The organism is Enterococcus sp. DIV0802b, from assembly GCF_050543535.1.
GTDB classification, from domain to species: domain Bacteria; phylum Bacillota; class Bacilli; order Lactobacillales; family Enterococcaceae; genus Enterococcus_D; species Enterococcus_D entomosocium.
Genome location: NZ_CP172941.1, coordinates 1,346,196 through 1,362,319, shown reverse-complemented (window position 1 = coordinate 1,362,319; position 16,124 = coordinate 1,346,196). Strand labels below are relative to the sequence as shown.

The 16,124-nt window shown below is 42.9% G+C and carries 13 protein-coding genes and 1 riboswitch; of the genes, 5 read left to right on the top strand and 8 right to left on the bottom strand.

Annotation, left to right across the window (positions count from 1 at the left end; translation table 11 throughout):
• Positions 1-18: 18 nt before the first annotated feature.
• Together IGJ12_RS06510 and IGJ12_RS06505 are read left to right on the top strand one after the other, a co-directional pair.
• Positions 19-1,314: a PTS sugar transporter subunit IIC gene (locus IGJ12_RS06510; RefSeq protein ID WP_005236767.1), complete on the top strand. Its 1,296-nt coding sequence runs from the start codon at positions 19-21 to the stop codon at positions 1,312-1,314.
• Between the two features lie 118 nt (positions 1,315-1,432).
• On the top strand, positions 1,433-2,524 hold the full coding sequence (locus IGJ12_RS06505; protein ID WP_016613241.1) for a DUF871 domain-containing protein: 1,092 nt from the start codon (positions 1,433-1,435) through the stop codon (positions 2,522-2,524).
• A gap of 53 nt (positions 2,525-2,577) precedes the next feature.
• Here IGJ12_RS06505 and IGJ12_RS06500 read toward each other — a convergent pair whose 3' ends face one another.
• The gene (locus IGJ12_RS06500) at positions 2,578-3,213 is read right to left on the bottom strand and encodes a lysophospholipid acyltransferase family protein (protein WP_005229679.1); all 636 of its coding nucleotides are present in this window, start codon (positions 3,211-3,213) and stop codon (positions 2,578-2,580) included.
• Positions 3,214-3,350: 137 nt separating this feature from the next.
• On the opposite strand from IGJ12_RS06500, the gene IGJ12_RS06495 reads away from it, so the two are divergent.
• Positions 3,351-4,085: a tRNA1(Val) (adenine(37)-N6)-methyltransferase gene (locus IGJ12_RS06495; protein ID WP_005236774.1), complete on the top strand. Its 735-nt coding sequence runs from the start codon at positions 3,351-3,353 to the stop codon at positions 4,083-4,085.
• Positions 4,075-4,353 carry a GIY-YIG nuclease family protein gene (locus IGJ12_RS06490; RefSeq protein WP_005236776.1) on the top strand — a complete coding sequence of 93 codons (279 nt, stop codon included), beginning with the start codon at positions 4,075-4,077 and terminating at the stop codon, positions 4,351-4,353. The genes IGJ12_RS06495 and IGJ12_RS06490 overlap by 11 nt, the downstream gene beginning before the upstream one ends.
• 83 nt (positions 4,354-4,436) lie before the next feature.
• On the opposite strand, the gene IGJ12_RS06485 is transcribed toward IGJ12_RS06490, so the two are convergent.
• Positions 4,437-5,129 carry a hypothetical protein gene (locus tag IGJ12_RS06485; protein ID WP_086338085.1) on the bottom strand — a complete coding sequence of 231 codons (693 nt, stop codon included), beginning with the start codon at positions 5,127-5,129 and terminating at the stop codon, positions 4,437-4,439.
• 231 nt (positions 5,130-5,360) lie between these two features.
• Positions 5,361-5,433, top strand: a riboswitch (Fluoride riboswitch).
• Between the two features lie 94 nt (positions 5,434-5,527).
• On the opposite strand from IGJ12_RS06485, the gene IGJ12_RS06480 reads away from it, so the two are divergent.
• A complete protein-coding gene (locus tag IGJ12_RS06480) occupies positions 5,528-6,739 on the top strand; it encodes a chloride channel protein (RefSeq protein WP_430619490.1) in 1,212 nt (403 codons plus the stop codon).
• A gap of 62 nt (positions 6,740-6,801) precedes the next feature.
• Here the strand turns inward: IGJ12_RS06480 and efp are convergent, their stop codons facing one another.
• The 6 genes from efp to IGJ12_RS06450 all read right to left on the bottom strand — a co-directional run bounded on the left by efp (position 6,802) and on the right by IGJ12_RS06450 (position 16,116).
• A complete protein-coding gene (gene efp / locus IGJ12_RS06475) occupies positions 6,802-7,362 on the bottom strand; it encodes an elongation factor P (protein WP_005229668.1) in 561 nt (186 codons plus the stop codon).
• 74 nt (positions 7,363-7,436) lie between these two features.
• Positions 7,437-8,375, bottom strand: coding sequence for a cation diffusion facilitator family transporter (locus IGJ12_RS06470; RefSeq protein ID WP_034872243.1), 939 nt, complete (start codon positions 8,373-8,375; stop codon positions 7,437-7,439).
• Between the two features lie 104 nt (positions 8,376-8,479).
• Positions 8,480-9,049 carry a DUF2179 domain-containing protein gene (locus tag IGJ12_RS06465; RefSeq protein WP_005236782.1) on the bottom strand — a complete coding sequence of 190 codons (570 nt, stop codon included), beginning with the start codon at positions 9,047-9,049 and terminating at the stop codon, positions 8,480-8,482.
• A gap of 362 nt (positions 9,050-9,411) precedes the next feature.
• Entirely contained in the window at positions 9,412-12,411 is a 3,000-nt protein-coding gene (locus IGJ12_RS06460; RefSeq protein WP_430619489.1) for a WxL domain-containing protein, read from the bottom strand.
• Positions 12,412-12,819: 408 nt separating this feature from the next.
• Positions 12,820-13,581 carry a hypothetical protein gene (locus IGJ12_RS06455; RefSeq protein ID WP_035006818.1) on the bottom strand — a complete coding sequence of 254 codons (762 nt, stop codon included), beginning with the start codon at positions 13,579-13,581 and terminating at the stop codon, positions 12,820-12,822.
• 81 nt (positions 13,582-13,662) lie between these two features.
• Positions 13,663-16,116: a glycogen/starch/alpha-glucan phosphorylase gene (locus tag IGJ12_RS06450; protein ID WP_430619488.1), complete on the bottom strand. Its 2,454-nt coding sequence runs from the start codon at positions 16,114-16,116 to the stop codon at positions 13,663-13,665.
• Positions 16,117-16,124 lie beyond the last annotated feature (8 nt).

The following is a 16,124-nucleotide window of genomic DNA, read 5'->3' as shown; positions in this document are numbered from 1 at the left end:
ATCTTAGGAGGATAAACCATGTTAGATAAATTCACTCAGTTCATCGAACGCCATCTGGCAGGACCGATGGAAAAACTTGGCAGCCAGCGTCATTTGCGAGCGGTTCGTGACGGGATCGTTTCAACATTGCCATTGATTATCGTCAGTTCGTTCTTTATGATTTTAGCCTTTCCACCGCTGCCTCAAAGTTGGGGCATCTATCAATTCTTGTCTAGCAATGCCACAACGATCTTATTGCCTTATCGAATGACGATGTACATTATGAGCTTGTATGCTGCATTCGGGATCGGATACAGTCTTTCTCGCTCTTATAAGCTTGATGGTCTTTCAGGTGGGATCTTAGCTACGACCGCCTTCTTACTGACCTTCACCCCGGTCAATATCCCAGCAGAAGCGTTGGATGCAGCTGGAACGGTCGGTTTTGTCTTGCCAATGGCCAATTTAGGGAGTGCTGGTATGTTCGTGGCGATCATCACCTCGATTCTTGCCGTTGAAATCTATCGGTTAACGGACAAATCGAAATTCAAAATCACGATGCCAGAACAAGTCCCACCTGCAGTCGCTCGCTCTTTTGAAGCCTTGACTCCCACTTTAGTGATCATTTTAGGAATGGGCGCAATCACTTACTATATCGGTTTTGACTGGCACACGATCGTGGCAAAAGTCGTCGATCCTTTAGTCAGTGCCGCAGATACCTTGCCAAGTGTGCTTTTGATCACCTTCTTGACGACCTTCTTCTGGTCATTCGGGATCCATGGTGCTTCTATCGTTGGTTCACTGGCTCGTCCATTATGGTTACAGTTGTTAGAAGGAAATACAACAGCGCTTGCATCGGGAGATATGATTCCCAATATTGCAGCCGAACCATTTTATCAATGGTTCATCTGGATTGGTGGGGCTGGTTCAACGATTGGTTTGGCTATTTTGTTAGCTTTTCGCACAAAATCGGAATTCGGTTCAAAACTAGGAAAAACAGCCTTAATTCCAGCTATTTTCAACATCAACGAACCACTGATTTTCGGTACACCGATCGTCTTGAATCCAATCTTGATCCCACCATTCATCATTGCGCCTTTAATCAATGGTATCATTGCATGGGTCGCCACCTCAGCAGGTTTAGTCAATGCCGTCACGGTCAATGCCCCTTGGACATTGCCTGGACCAATTGGTGCTTTCTTAGCGACTGGCGGCGATTGGCGTGCGATCGTGCTGAATGTTCTTTTGATTCTTTTATCGATTCTGATCTATTACCCATTCGTAAAAATCTATGACAAAAACGAATTGGAAAAGGAAAATCAACCAGTCACACAATAATTTGTTGATAAAGGTCGGACGAAGCACCCATCAAGACAATCGGAAGAAGCGCTCCACAGCAGCATTTTTCGATACTAAGAGGTGCTTCGTACGATTTTTTTAGAAAGAGGGAAAACCATTGAAACGAGAAATTGGCCTTTCGATTTACCCCGACCATAGCGATCCTTTACTGGATCAAGACTATTTAAAAAAAGCTGCTGCCCTTGGTTACTCTCGCTTATTTATGAGTATGCTAGAAGTCAGTGAAGGCAAAGAGACCGTCAGAAAAAAATTCTCTTCGATTATCGGGTTTGCCAAGAACCTTGGGTTTGAAACGATTTTAGATATTTCCCCAGCTGTTTTTAGTGATCTGGCGATCTCTTATGACGATCTAAGCTTCTTTGCAGAATTAGGTGCGGACGGTATCCGCTTGGATCAAGGGTTTGATGGCAGCAAAGAAGCCCAACTGACCTTCAATCCATTCGGCTTGGCGATTGAATTGAATATGAGTAATGATGTGAACTATTTAGAAAATATCCTTTCTTATCAAGCCAATGAACCTTTTTTATATGGCTGCCACAATTTTTACCCCCAACGAGGCACAGGCTTAACGGAGGCTTTTTTCCGCAACTGCAGTCAACGTTTTAAAAAATATGGGTTGAAAACAGCCGCCTTCATCACTAGCCAATCAGCCAAAATTGGCCCTTGGGAAGTCAATGATGGCCTGCCAACCTTAGAATCTTGTCGCGATTTACCATTGGCGCTACAAGGAAAGCTGCTTTTTGCTTCTGGGTTGATCGATACGGTGATTATTGGCAATGCCTATGCGTCGGATGCAGAACTGAAAGCTCTGGCAACGATCGATCGCTACAAACTGACCTTTGGCGTTTCCGTAGAAGCAGAAGCCAGCGAAATCGAACGGAGGATATTAGCTGAAACCAATCATTTTCGTCGCGGTGACAGTAATGCGTTAGTCGCTCGGTCCACACAATCACGGGTGAAATACCGTCCCATCGAAAACCTCCCTCATACAAACCATGAACCGTTTGCTTATGGGGACATCGTTATCGGCAATGATACCTTTGGTCAGTACAAAAACGAATTGCAGATCGTTTTGACCCCTCACCAAGACGCCCGAAAAAACAAAGTCGGCGCTATCCCCAAAGAGGAGTTGCCTTTGTTGGAATATTTGAAACCATGGACCAAATTTGCTTTCGAATTATTGGATTAAATCATTAGAAAAAAGCCGCTGATCACAAAAGGATCAACGGCTTTTCTTAGGTATTAATCTTCTCTTTTGGACTCATCGATTTGATAAACAAATGACGGATCGATCGCTTGATCCAGTGTGTCAAATGCACCTTGGATGCGCCGTTCCACTTCCGCCAAGCCCTCTTTGTCCATCTTTTTGATGTCACTGATATCGATTGGCTCCCCAAAACGGACAGTCACTCGCTTGCGTTTAAATAAATCCTTTAATGTCAGCGGTCCTTGATAAACAGAGGGAACGATCTTGACTTTGGCCATTTTCGCGATCAACGCCATGCCACCTTTTAAGGCCGTTGCATGTCTCGTACCACTTGGGAACATGATCAAGCTAAGATCGGTTTCCTTCAAGATTTTGACTGGCGTCTTTACCGCGCTCGGTCCTGGTTTGTCCCGTTTGACTGGAAAAGCATTGGCATGAATCAAAATGAACCGTAAAATCGGGTTTTTGAACAGCTCTTCTTTCGCCATAAAACTGAATTTCTTTGGCCGAGCAGCCACTGCTAGGTACAATGGATCCCACCAGGTTCGGTGAGGAGCCACTAAAATATAGTTTTCATTTTTAGGTAAAACCTCTTTGTTTTGATAACGAGCATTGCCGTTGATCAAAAATAATACTACGCGAACCACACCGCGCATAAAGCGAAAAAACATACTCATTTTCCTTTCTATTTCTCTCCTATTCAAGTATGCAAAAAAACGGTTTAAATGACAAGCCTTTTTTAGCGTTTCCCATTATTCTTAATCGTAGTATAATACATTGAAATGAATTTAGAACAGGAGTATGCTTCATGTTGCAACCGAACGAACGCATTGACCAATTGTATGCCGATGACATCAAGATCATTCAGAGTTCCGAAGTTTTTTCTTTTTCATTAGATGCTGTCTTATTAGCCAATTACGCTAGAGTACCAAAAAGAGGTGTGATCGTTGACCTTTGTGCAGGGAATGGCGCAGTCGGTTTATTTATCAGCAGAAAAACGACTGCTCATATTTATCAGGTCGAATTGCAGGAACGCTTAGCGGATATGGCGCAGCGCAGTATCGAATTAAATGACTTGCAAGAACAGCTGACGGTCTATCCTATGGATTTGAAGAATCTCTTTCAAAAAATCAAACCTGATTCCGTCGATCTTTTGGTCTGCAATCCGCCTTACTTTAAAAATATACCGACGGCGATCAAAAACCCGAATCCCTATTTAGCGATCGCCCGGCACGAGATCACCACAAATTTAGATGAAGTGATCCAAACCGCCAGTAAAGCGTTAAAAATGAATGGAAGGTTTGCGATGGTTCATCGACCGGATCGCTTTCTCGATATTTTGGACCATATGCGCACCCATCGAATCGCGCCAAAACGAGTCCGCTTCGTCTATCCGAAAGTAGGCAAAGAGGCCAATATTTTATTGATTGAAGGAATCAAGGATGGTAAGGCGGAAGGGTTTAAAATTGATTCTCCTCTCATTACCTATGATGAAACGGGCTCTTATAGTCCAGAAGTGAAGGCGATGCTCTATGGCTGCTGACAACCATTACTTTTATGTCTTACGTTGCAACGACCAATCCTTTTACGGCGGCTATACTACCGATTTGAGTCGCCGCTTATTAGAGCATAACAAAGGGATCGGGGCAAAATATACCCGTCCCGCTAGTCGCAGACCCTTGCAAATGATCCATGCGGAAAGCTTTTCCACTCGCAGTAAAGCCACTCAAGCAGAAGCCGCCTTCAAAAAATTGCCTCGCAAAAAGAAAGAGGACTACCTGATCAGTCATAGGAAAAGCAATGTTCTCTGACCAAGCATGCAAAAAACTACCTGCGCACGGAAGTTTCCTTCTTGAGGGAGCTTTCTTTCGTGACTTAGGTAGTTTTTTTATCGTTATTCATTCCTATTCGGTAACGCCCATTGGGTTTGACTTTTCCCAAATTCTTTCGGGATCACAGAATCAACGGATTGATATTCGAGGGTTTCTTGGGACTTTGGAATCGTAATTGCCGTTAAATAGTTGTTGGTTTCGGAATAGAAACCAATTGTTTTAAAGGAAGGATCAGTCAAATGGTATTGAACCCCCTGCAGTTTAGCAGTTGTTTCCTCATCCACAAAAGTCGGTTGATAGCGAGCATAGTAAACCTGGGCGCCCATTTTAAAATATACGGAGTTATGAGCAGAACCAAGAAATTCAATCTCCCGTTCCACCGGTATTGCTTGATAGATTCCTAAAGTTTCAATCGCTTCATTGCTTTGGATGCGCTGATAAATTGCTGTAGTATCAGATTCGTAATATTTATAGCCTAGAAACATCTTTTCGCGATCTCGGATATTCGGTGTGATCAGCGCATTATACGTTTTGAATTCACCATACACTTGATCCCCAATAAAAAAACCTAATAGACACGTAACGACTATGCCGCCAAGCAATAGCGTCACTTTTGGGTTGCGGTTTTCTCGATAAAGCAGAACCATCAGGAACCCTAATAACGCAATCAGACCAACTACCATGAGAATTGGTAGGATCACATAATAAAAACGCTCACTTTGCAGCCATTTTTCGCTCGTCATAAATGCAACCATTTTTTATTCCTCTTCGATTCCTCACTACTCACTGTCTTACCCTTGGTCAAACAGTAGAAGGATCGTCCTTTCATCCCTTTTCATGCCAATTATCCTCAAGGCGCTCAATTCCCATATAAGTTCTTATGAGATTAATTTTACCATAACTATGTAGAAAAGATAAGTGTTAGATGAATTGCTTTTCACAACAAACATCCATTGACAAAAGGAGGGTTTTATCAGATAATATTGATGCTAATCGGGAATGAATGTCTCCCTCAGTTCTTACTGAAACCGCAATTTTGCTAATGACTTCTACCACTTTTTTTAGTGTGTAGCAGTCATTTTTTTATTTTCACTAGGTCGTCGTATTTGCAGGAGCATTGTTCCTATATTCTTTTTAAAGGATCGTGATAGAAATGATGAAACAAAAAACAACTTATTGGGAACTGACTGCTTTAGGTGTGGTCAGTCTGGTTATTGGCGTATTCGCTGGAGCCGTCGACACCTTCTTTGGTAAGATCCTACTTTCCTTAAGCGCCTTTCGTGATAGTCATTTTTTGTCCTTGATTCTCTTTTTACCCATTATCGGCATTTGTTTTACTTACCTGTTCCAAAAGTACGGTGACCGAAGTCCTCAGGGAATGAATTTAGTGTTTTTAGTCGGACATGAAGAAGAAAAAGACATTCCGTTGCGCTTGATTCCTTTTGTAATGGTGGGAACCTGGCTGACGCATTTATTTGGAGGAAGCGCTGGCAGAGAAGGGGTTGCGGTTCAGTTAGGTGCCACCATCGCCAATCGCTTAGGAAAATGGCTGCGACTAGAAAAGTACGCCAGCACCCTGATCATGATTGGGATGGCTGCGGGATTTGCTGGTTTATTTGAAACCCCGATCGCTGCGACGTTCTTCGCACTGGAGGTACTTGTCATCGGTAAATTCAGTCATCATGCACTCTTACCAACTTTGCTGGCTGCTTTCACCGCTAGTACGACTTCTCAATTGTTAGGATTAGAAAAATTTAGTTTTGCTTTGTCACCGTCCCCCGATTTGACTTTGGCTGTTTTTCTGAAATTACTTTTGATTGGCTTACTATTTGGTATTGTTGGTGGCAGCTTTGCGGGATTATTAGAAACGATGAAACGGATCATGAAACGACGCTTTCCTCATCCTCTCTGGCGCATCGGCATCGGTTCACTCGTGCTAGTCTTACTTTTTGTCCTTTTGTATCATGGTCGTTATTCAGGTTTAGGCACGAATTTGATCAGCGCTAGTTTCACGAATCAACCAATCTATTCTTATGACTGGCTGCTTAAGATGGTGTTAACTGTACTGACTATCAGTATTGGTTTTTTGGGCGGAGAAGTCACCCCTTTGTTTGCGATCGGCGCCTCTTTGGGTGTCGTGCTGGCACCGCTCTTCGGACTGCCTATCGAACTGGTGGCAGCCCTAGGCTATGCCAGTGTCTTTGGCAGTGCTACTAGCACTTTATTTGCACCGATCTTTATCGGTGGGGAAGTCTTTGGCTTTGAAAATCTGCCCTTGTTTGTGATCGTCTGCTCCGTCGCCTACTTTATCAGTAAACCCTATAGTATTTATCCCTTACAAAAATCATTGGCAGACGGGAAATGATTCACTTTTGATCCCTCCTCCAGAGCAAAAGAAAAAACCGCGAACAAGTCGCGGTTTTTTTCTTATTTCGCACGTTTTAAGTAGGTACCTTCAGCTGTATTGATTTCTAGCATTTCGCCTTCTTCAACAAAGTCAGGAACATTGACAACTAAGCCAGTTTCCATCGTTGCTGGCTTGCCTGAACCAGTCACAGTCGCCCCTTTGATCGACGGCTGTGTTTCAACAACCTTTAAGATTACGCTTGATGGTAGTTGAACGCCGATTACTTCGCTTCCGAAGAATTGGATTTTTACTTCCATGTTTTCAAGAATAAATTTCATTTCTTCTTCTACCACTTCAACTGGAATTTCATATTGTTCATAGGTTTCCAGATCCATGAAGAATGCTGTATCATCCATTGTGTATAGATATTGTACAGCTTTCGTATCAATATGCGCTTTTTCAAATTTTTCTTCTGGACGGAAGGTTGTATCATAAGTCGAACCAGTCCGAACGTCCCGTAATTTCATACGCATAACCGTATTTCCCTTACCTGGTTTGTGATGGCTAGCATCTAATACTTTGATAAGTTTGCCGTCTTGAACGAATGTCATTCCAGCTCTTAAGTCACTTGCATTGATCATAATTTTGAAATCTCCTTCACTATGTGATAATCCTTGTCTATTGTATCAAAAAAAGCTGCTTTATTCTAGCTAAATCAGTGGGAAGGTCGCACAAGTTTACGGCGTTTCTCCATATAGTGAGGGTCATACTCATCTGTCTCAATATAAATATAGACTTTTTTATCTGCCATCTGGTGTCGAATCTCGGCTTCAATCTCATTAATGATCTCATAGCCGACCTCTTCTTGTTTCGAGGCAATATCAACTTTTGCCGCAATCAAAATTTCTGATGGTCCTAAATGCACCGTTTTAACATCAATCAAGCGATCAACATCTGGCCGTTCAAATGCTCTTTTGATCACTGCTAGATCCCGTTTTGTGACACTTTCGCCAATCAGTAGACTGTAAAATTCGCGGGCTAAGAAAATGGCTGCTACCATCAATAAAAGACCAATCAATAAACCACTGAAGGCATCAAAAAATGCGTTACCCGTAATCATGGTTAAAATCGTACCAAATAGTGCGATCATTAGGCCGATCATTGCACAAAAGTCTTCTGTGAAAATGATCAGAATCTCACTATGTCGACTTTCTTTCAAAAAACGATAGATTGGTTGACGTTCCACATTCAGTTCGCGGATCTCCTTGATCGCGATCCACAACGAACTTCCTTCAACGATCATCCCGAAAATCAAAATAGCGATCACCAACCAAGCGTTACCAACTTCATGGGCAGGATGCAGCAGCTTTTCTACCGCTTCCATCACACCGAGGGCGCCCCCACCAAAGAAGAGCATCATCGCAACGATCGTGCTAAAAAAATATTTCGCCCGACCTTCTCCAAACTGATGCAGTTCACTTTGGCCCTTTGTTGCCCGTTTATCCCCGATCAATAAAAAGATTTGATTGCTGCAATCCACGACACTATGAATGCTTTCATTCAACATGGCTGCACTGCCACTTAGTGCATAACCGACAAACTTACTAATAGCCACCAAAATATTTGAGATCAGGGCAGCGATGACCGCCATCATACCATTTGCTTTCTTTTCCACACCTTACGCTTCCTCTCATCAATAAATTCCCTGTCTTTTACTCTGCTATTCTTCTCAAATGAATCACGGCTGACTGAGTTTCTTCAATCAACAGGTGCTTGTTTTTTCAACTTTGCTTCTCGGCGACTGATTTTTTTGGTCCAAAATCCACCTGAGATATACTTGGGTTCATAGCTGATGATAAACGCTCGTTCTTCCACCGCTTTGATGGTTTGATAGAGCTTTTTCTCACTTTTTCTTTGGGAAAGAATCTCTAAAATCAGTCGTGGCCCTTCTAAGCCTTCTCCATAACTTTGTGTAACTCCGTAGCCTTCTTGTCGTAAGATCTTAGGCAAACTTTTTTCCTCATCCGTATTACTAGGTAGGATCACTGTGACCATTGTATAGCCCAGAGCCAGCTTATCTTCGATTTTGATACCAATACTGACTCCTGCAGCATAACCTAATGCATAGAATAAGAGATTCAGCGGGTTATCCAAACGATCCAATACCATAGATAAGCCTAAAATATAGATCGTGATTTCGATCATACTCACTAATGGGGCAATCACGCGATACCCTTTCATTGTCAATAAAAATCGCAGTGTGTTCAATGTAACATAGGCGAGATTGATAAAGAAAATCATCGCCAGCATTTGTAGATCAACTTCCATCTTTGATTCCCCCTTGTTCTTAGCATATCAAAAGGCAAGCGAAAATTAAAATATTTGAGCAGGATTTAATTACTAAAATAGCTAAATAAAATTTATACTGGGGAAGATATAGTGCTTAAGTGATTTCATTGATCACTACCATGTCATGATTTTGCTCATTGGTCCATTGCCTGTGGTTTCACTCTCTTCTATTGATCGAAAAGCATATCCACCAAAGTGGGAAAAGCAGTTTAAACCACCGCTCGTCTGTTTCAGACAAAAAAGAAGTCCAATGGCAACTGGACTTCTTTTTGTCTGAGCAACTTTTACAGTGTTCGATCATATTCACGATTGCAGAACATGCTTACTTGTTTTCCAAGGGGTTATTCGTCAGCACCAGGTACGAAACTCAGCTCCCAACGAAGGGTTCCTTGATAACTTGTTGCTTGCGGCCTCGCGCCAATAGGGATTTCCAGCTCGACACTTTTTTGCATGGTATGCTCGTTTCCATAGCGTTGAATCCAAGTACCCGTCCCTTGATTTTCATTGGCACGTGCAATCACTTGGTTCTGCGGTCCTAGCTCAATTGCTTCAACGTAGTCTGGTGCTTCAGAGCGATTTTCTTTAGAGGTGACCATTTCAATATTATTCAAATGCACACTCGCTCCTTTTAAATAGTGCTTAAACGCATCCGTGCTTACGAACCCTTCCTCAGATAATCGGGCACTCAAGGTCCAGCCATTTGGGAGAAATCGACGATCGGAAACCTGAATATAGTTTGGTCGTTCGGTTGATTCATGATCATCCACTGAAGAAATTCGTTGCGGACGCGCCGGATAGCGGCTTGTCGACGAGCGAATCGGTACTGTACCAAAATCGAATTGTGAAACAAAGTCTATACTGATAAACCCGCGATTTTCTGGTATCAAGGGTGGATTTTCAGGTAGAATCGGTTGATCAGGATCAAGGGGATCTTTTGGGTCTACGTCACCAATGGGTTCCACAGTGGTTGATGCTTCTGCCCATTTGCCATCAAGAAATGCCTGAGCGGTGACCACCTCACCTTGAGTAAAATACTGGAAAGGTTCTAAATCAGATAGATCAAGTAAATAATGCCCGTTTTCATCCGCTTGGGTGTGAAAATACGTGCTATTGCCAGCACTATCGACTGTCGTTTCAAGCGTCGGTTCTGGCATCAGTCCCTCTCTTTGGAATCGAAGGTAGCTACCAGGATTGGCGGTTCCCGAAATCGTATAGGCATTAGGTAAGGTTCTATCTTCTGTCAAAGGATCGATGGTCACCGTGATGTCTGGGATTCTCTCAAATAATAGACGTTGTGAACGAGAAGCAAACTGCGAGGCAAACCCTCGACTTGTTTCCTCATTCAGTGAAGATACATTGGTCACATTGGTGTTGGTTCCGGAAATCGCCGCAGTCATGGACAGAATCGGTTGCCACTGAAAATCAGATGGATCTCCTGTATTTCCATGCCTCCACTGGCGAATCGCCTGATTCTTTGCAGTGATTCCTCCCCCTTCAATTAGACCATTTGTTGTGGTCGTTATCGGGCGGGTTCTTTGCAAATTGACACGCTTGGCATCGTCGATCGTCAATCTTGCGGGATTGTTGGCACCGCTAAAGAAAAGTAGGCGTTGGACAGGTTGTGGGCTGTCCGTACGAATATCTAAGGTAGCATCTTTGCCTACGTTGAGATTGCCAGTCGTGCCAGAGAAGTGGAAGATATTTGCGGTTGTATTTTGATTTGTTGCTTCAACCTCTAAGGTGCTGCTGTCTTCTAAGGTTACATGAGTATTGGCACTCAACCAGAAAATATGACTATACAACGTTCGGTTTGTAGCAGTAACTGACAAGCGACTTTTTTCCATTAAGCGAATATCATGGGGCGTGCCTGATGTGATGACTGCCGGACTGTTGTTTTGTGTATTTAATGCCAATTCCGCACCTTTTCCTAACTCAATGCGTCCATTGCCAGCGACAAAGCGAATATTGGCGCCGCCTGCTTCGCCAGCTGAACCGTTGGCATTTAATGATAGTCGGGCATTATTCCCTAGTATGAGACGCGCGTTCGTATTATAAAAATCAAGATTTCCTGAGCTGATCGTCGACATTTCGACGTTTGCTCCCTCACGAAGCTCGATTTGGTTGATTTCAAAATTCGCTTGGGTGTTCGAGTGAATCATCCAAGAAGCATTGAAGTCTGATGTATATCTAGGCGTTTGGTGTGAAACCGAATGTCCAGAAAAGCTGGCTCGAGAGTGCAACCCGTAAAACAACTGATTGCCAGTATGGTTGAGATTGTGGTACCGAATGATTGAACGCTGCTGATTTGACATGTTCAAATCATGATATTCAATTGCCCCCCAAAAGTTTCCATGGTAAAGTTCCAAATTTTGCAAGGTAATGTCCCATGGGGATTCAGGATTGACACTCGAATCGCGGAAACAGATCGCTACGGCTCTAAGATCCATCTGAAAGGTGTCAAGACCATCGATGATTAACGTTCTTGAAACTCTCGAGGCATTGATATAAACATAGGCTAATCCGCCATTAGGATTGGCGCTGCTGCTCCAGCCGTCAATTCCCGTAATGCCTAAACGAGGATTATCGTTCGTTTGAAAACTGGCTGTCAAATAAATATAATTGACCGTCGGATCGACCATTGCAGCCATAAATTCGACCCAGTTAGCAACCCCTCTCTTTTTTACGTCGTCGCCTAACAGATATAGATTGCCAGGATCTGACTCTGATTCGTCAGGAATCTGGCTTTCTATTTCCTTCTCTTTTGGTAATTGATCCTCTTTGTCCTCTTGATCGAATTGGTCAGTGGAGTCACTCGAATCGGTTAGCGCATCCTCTTGTGTATCCGTAGGGTTTGTCTCCCGTGCTTCCTTTATTTCAAGTATTATCATTGATTCTGCTACTTCAAATGGAAACGCCCCTGCTGTATCAACTACCAATGGAACCAAAAAATCACTTCTAGGGATATCAGTCGTTAGTTTCCAACCATTCTCTTCAGTGGTTGACGTAATTTTGACTCCCTTTGGCAACTCCTCTTCAACAAAAACCGCAGATTGCGGCAACCGGATCGCTATTTCACTAATGGGACGGCCCGTATGAAACGCAACTAGTAACATGTCTCCTACAGTCCCGGCTTTCGTTGATTCATCAAAATAAATGGCAACTTTTCCCTCAGCCTCTTTCTCTCGTATCGGTTCGAATGGGTCACTCGCAACCGTTTCTTCCTCCAGCTGTGCAGCAAAGAAAATGTTTGAAGAAAACACACTCATGGTTGAAAAAAAGTAGAGTCCTCCAAGTAAGCCAATAATGATGGTGAAATATACCTTTCTCTTTTTCTTGTTCATTTGTTGATGCCCCACCTTTCAGCGTATCTTTCCCTTGAAATCGATCATGGATCAGTCCTTCCCAAAGAGCAGCTATAACCATCAGGACGCTTGCTTCCTTTTTTCAATTACGGCTGATCAGAAAACCACAATCCTGCCATCGATTTTAAATGACAAAAGAAATCGCCAATTAAAATAACAAACATTATAAATAACGATGGTTTTGATCGTTTCACTTTATTCTATAGCCCACACTATTGCTTAGTAAAATCAGAATATTCCTCAGTCGGTGAAAAATGTAATTCGACTAAGTATTTTGTGAAATCGGCAGTTTCAGCACACAAAAAAACAGCTAGATGTTCGCCATCTAGCTGAAATCATTCATCGTTATGCTCAAAGGACTACTTCTATTAAGAGTAACTGTCTCTGCTATTTAGAACGAAAATAGCCATTTGAAGATTCTTCTTGTTGATCGTCTTCAATCATTCCTTTTAATGATCGATCTAAAACGGACCGTTTTTTCTCACCATTTTTTTTATTGTTGGCGCGAAACTCGCTGCGTGTCATCCCAACAGAGGGGTGGCGATTGAATTTTTTGACGGTTGGATCGCTTTCTTCTTTGACTTGGTAAGCTGCTGGTTCAGTGTCAAATAACAAATAACTTTCTTGTTTTTTTGCCATTGCATCCATCAAATCGTTCGGCGTAATTTCAGGTTTTTGCTCATCAGGAATAATTGATGCAGGAATATATTTAGGCACGAAGTAAGAGCGTCCCGAATATTCTTTTTTTGAAGAAACAGGAACCTCAGCTTTTTCCTTCTTACTAGTCACTTGATAAGAAGAATGGTTCGCTTCTTTGCCAAAAAAATTGGTTTTTCCTGTCGGCATCTGCTCTTTCACCGGACGTTTTCCGTACTGAGGCAAGTTGGCACGGTGATTGGCAAGCTCTTCTTTTTGACGAACATTGTGCCCTCGATCGCGTTGGCTGGACTGCACTTTACGCTGCAAAGATTGATTTTCTTCCTTGTGAGAATGACTCACGGGATCTTTGATTTCGGTTAAAATCCAATCATCTGCTTTACTGAATGCGGGGCGATGCTCGGATTGAAGCTTCACACCGTCTGTATCATCATAAGCAGGAAAACGGAAGTGTTTTCGTTTCACATCTAAATAATTTGCCACTGTACTCATCCTCTTACATGCATTTTTTTCATCATACCACAAATAAAAGAGAATTTCACGAAAGACTGCGCCATTTCAACCGAAGTCGCTTCAATTGTCTCCCCTTGGAGGCACTGACTCCGTCAAGCTTGCCGCATTTGGTTCTTTGATATGGGCAAATAATGGATCGATCTGCCAAATATCTGCTGCATAATTTCGCACCGTTTCATCCGCCGAAAACTTCCCAGCATTCGCAATATTCATTAGACTGATTTTTTGCCAGCGATGAGTATCTTGATAAGCAATATCCACCCGATGCTGTGCATCACAATAGGCGTGGAAATCTCTTAATAAAAAGTACTCATCATTGTATTTCAAAAGTGAATCAAAAATCTCGCGTCCTTCTACTTGGATATTGGGGATTGTCCCGTCAATAAAGGCATTGACTACACGTTGTAGTAGTGGATCTGACTCATAATACGCATAGGCAGAATAATTACGCTGGGCGTAATACTGATACACTTCTTCTTCGGTTAGCCCAAAGATCGCGATGTTTTCATCACCGATTGCATCTCGAATCTCAATATTGGCACCATCTAAAGTGGCGATCGTTACTGCCCCATTTAGCATCAACTTCATATTACTTGTCCCTGAAGCTTCTTTGGAGGCCAATGATATTTGTTCACTGACATCCGCTGCTGGGATAATTTTTTCTGCTAAAGAAACGTTGTAATTTTCTAAAAAAACAACCTTGATTTTATCATTGATGGTTTCATCATGATTGATCAGATTCGCCACTTCATTGATGACTTTAATGATCGATTTTGCGTAGTGATAGCTTGGTGCGGCTTTGGCACCAAAGAGAAAGACTCTTGGATGAAACGCAGCAGTTGGTTCGTCTTTGACCTCAAAGTAGAGCTTTAGAATATGCATAAGATTTAGTAATTGTCGTTTGTATGCATGCAGACGCTTGATCTGCACATCAAATATTGCCGTCGGATCTACTGTGATGCCCGTTGCTTTTTGAATGTACTGTGCCAGTGCACGCTTGTTACTCATTTTTGCGTCGGCAATTTGTTGGAGAACAGTTTCGTCCTCATAATAGTTTTTGAGTAGTTGCAGGTCTAATGGATCATTGCGCCAGCTTGTACCGATGGACTGATCCAATACTTTGGCTAACGGTTGATTGGCTAGCTGAAGCCAACGCCGTTGCGCGATGCCGTTGGTCTTATTGTTGAAACGGGCAGGATAAATAAGGTAAAAGTCATGGAGTACCACTGATTTTAGTAAATCAGAATGGAGCTTGGCTACGCCATTGACACTGTGGCTGCCGATGATCGCGAGATGTGCCATATGGACTTGATCATCAATAATGATTCGCGTCCGTTCCAGTAAGGCTTGCGGATGGACCCCTTGCATCGTTTCCACAAAACGGCGATCAATTTCTTTGATGATCTGATCCATTCTCGGCAAAACTTCTTCAATCATGCGCACGGGCCATTTTTCTAAGGCTTCCGCCATGATCGTATGGTTCGTATAACTCATGACTTTTACGGTGATCGACCACGCTTGTTCCCAAGCAAGACCTTCTTCATCAACTAAAATGCGCATCAGTTCTGGGACGCAAAGGGCTGGGTGCGTATCATTGATGTGGATCGCTACTCGTTCACTCATCATGGCCAAAGGTAAATTCAATTTTTTATAATAACGGACGATACTTTGGATCCCTGCAGACACAAAAAAGTATTCTTGCATCAGCCGGGTCCGTTTGCCTGTCTCATTGGAATCATCGGGATACAAGACCGCTGTCAGATTTTCCAATGCTTGCCGCGATTCTAGTGTCGCGTAGTGCGCCTCATCTTCGGCAGGAACCTCAACACTCCATAAACGCAAGGTATTGAGATGGTGATTTTGGTAGCCAACCATTGCTGTATCATAAGGAACCGCCCGCCAGGTAAAGCCACCTTCATAAACTGGGGCTAATTTCCCGTCCTCTCCGGTAACGAGATAGACATGGCCCCCGAAACGAATAGGCACCGCCTTGCTTTCTTTGCGGACTTCCCAAACATTCCCCGAACGCAACCAGTCATCGGGCAACTCTACTTGATGACCGTCAATAAATTTTTGTTTAAATAATCCGTAGCGATAGCGGATCCCATTGCCATTTCCCGGCAAACCTAAAGAAGCCAATGAATCCATAAAACAAGACGCTAAGCGACCGAGTCCCCCGTTGCCTAAAGCCATGTCTTTTTCCGTCTCTGCAACATCGTCAAGTGAAACCCCTAACTCTTCAAAAACGGCTTCCGCTTGCTCCAACAGCTGCATATTTAACAGATTACTCTTTAACATTTTGCCGGGTAAAAATTCGATTGAAAAATAATACGCTTGTTTCTGATCCTCCAACAAGAGATTTTTTCTGGTCTGGCGCCAGTCTTCTGAATACATTTGCTTCACGACATTGGCTAGCGCCTGAAACAATTCCTGCGGTGATGCTTCATCGATCTCTATCGCAAACAGTTCGTGCACGTTGGTTTCTAACAGATCACGCAATCGTTCTTTTGTCATAGGGTTAC

Excerpts from the sequence above, each read along its gene's own strand:
- IGJ12_RS06510 (WP_005236767.1), top strand. The coding sequence starts at position 19 with ATGTTAGATAAATTCACTCAGTTCATCGAACGCCATCTGGCAGGACCG.
- IGJ12_RS06500 (WP_005229679.1), bottom strand. The coding sequence starts at position 3,213 with ATGTTTTTTCGCTTTATGCGCGGTGTGGTTCGCGTAGTATTATTTTTG.
- IGJ12_RS06495 (WP_005236774.1), top strand. The coding sequence starts at position 3,351 with ATGTTGCAACCGAACGAACGCATTGACCAATTGTATGCCGATGACATC.
- IGJ12_RS06490 (WP_005236776.1), top strand. The coding sequence starts at position 4,075 with ATGGCTGCTGACAACCATTACTTTTATGTCTTACGTTGCAACGACCAA.
- IGJ12_RS06485 (WP_086338085.1), bottom strand. The coding sequence starts at position 5,129 with ATGGTTGCATTTATGACGAGCGAAAAATGGCTGCAAAGTGAGCGTTTT.
- IGJ12_RS06480 (WP_430619490.1), top strand. The coding sequence starts at position 5,528 with ATGATGAAACAAAAAACAACTTATTGGGAACTGACTGCTTTAGGTGTG.
- efp (WP_005229668.1), bottom strand. The coding sequence starts at position 7,362 with ATGATCAATGCAAGTGACTTAAGAGCTGGAATGACATTCGTTCAAGAC.
- IGJ12_RS06470 (WP_034872243.1), bottom strand. The coding sequence starts at position 8,375 with ATGATGGCGGTCATCGCTGCCCTGATCTCAAATATTTTGGTGGCTATT.
- IGJ12_RS06465 (WP_005236782.1), bottom strand. The coding sequence starts at position 9,049 with ATGGAAGTTGATCTACAAATGCTGGCGATGATTTTCTTTATCAATCTC.
- IGJ12_RS06460 (WP_430619489.1), bottom strand. The coding sequence starts at position 12,411 with ATGAACAAGAAAAAGAGAAAGGTATATTTCACCATCATTATTGGCTTA.
- IGJ12_RS06455 (WP_035006818.1), bottom strand. The coding sequence starts at position 13,581 with ATGAGTACAGTGGCAAATTATTTAGATGTGAAACGAAAACACTTCCGT.
- IGJ12_RS06450 (WP_430619488.1), bottom strand. The coding sequence starts at position 16,116 with ATGACAAAAGAACGATTGCGTGATCTGTTAGAAACCAACGTGCACGAA.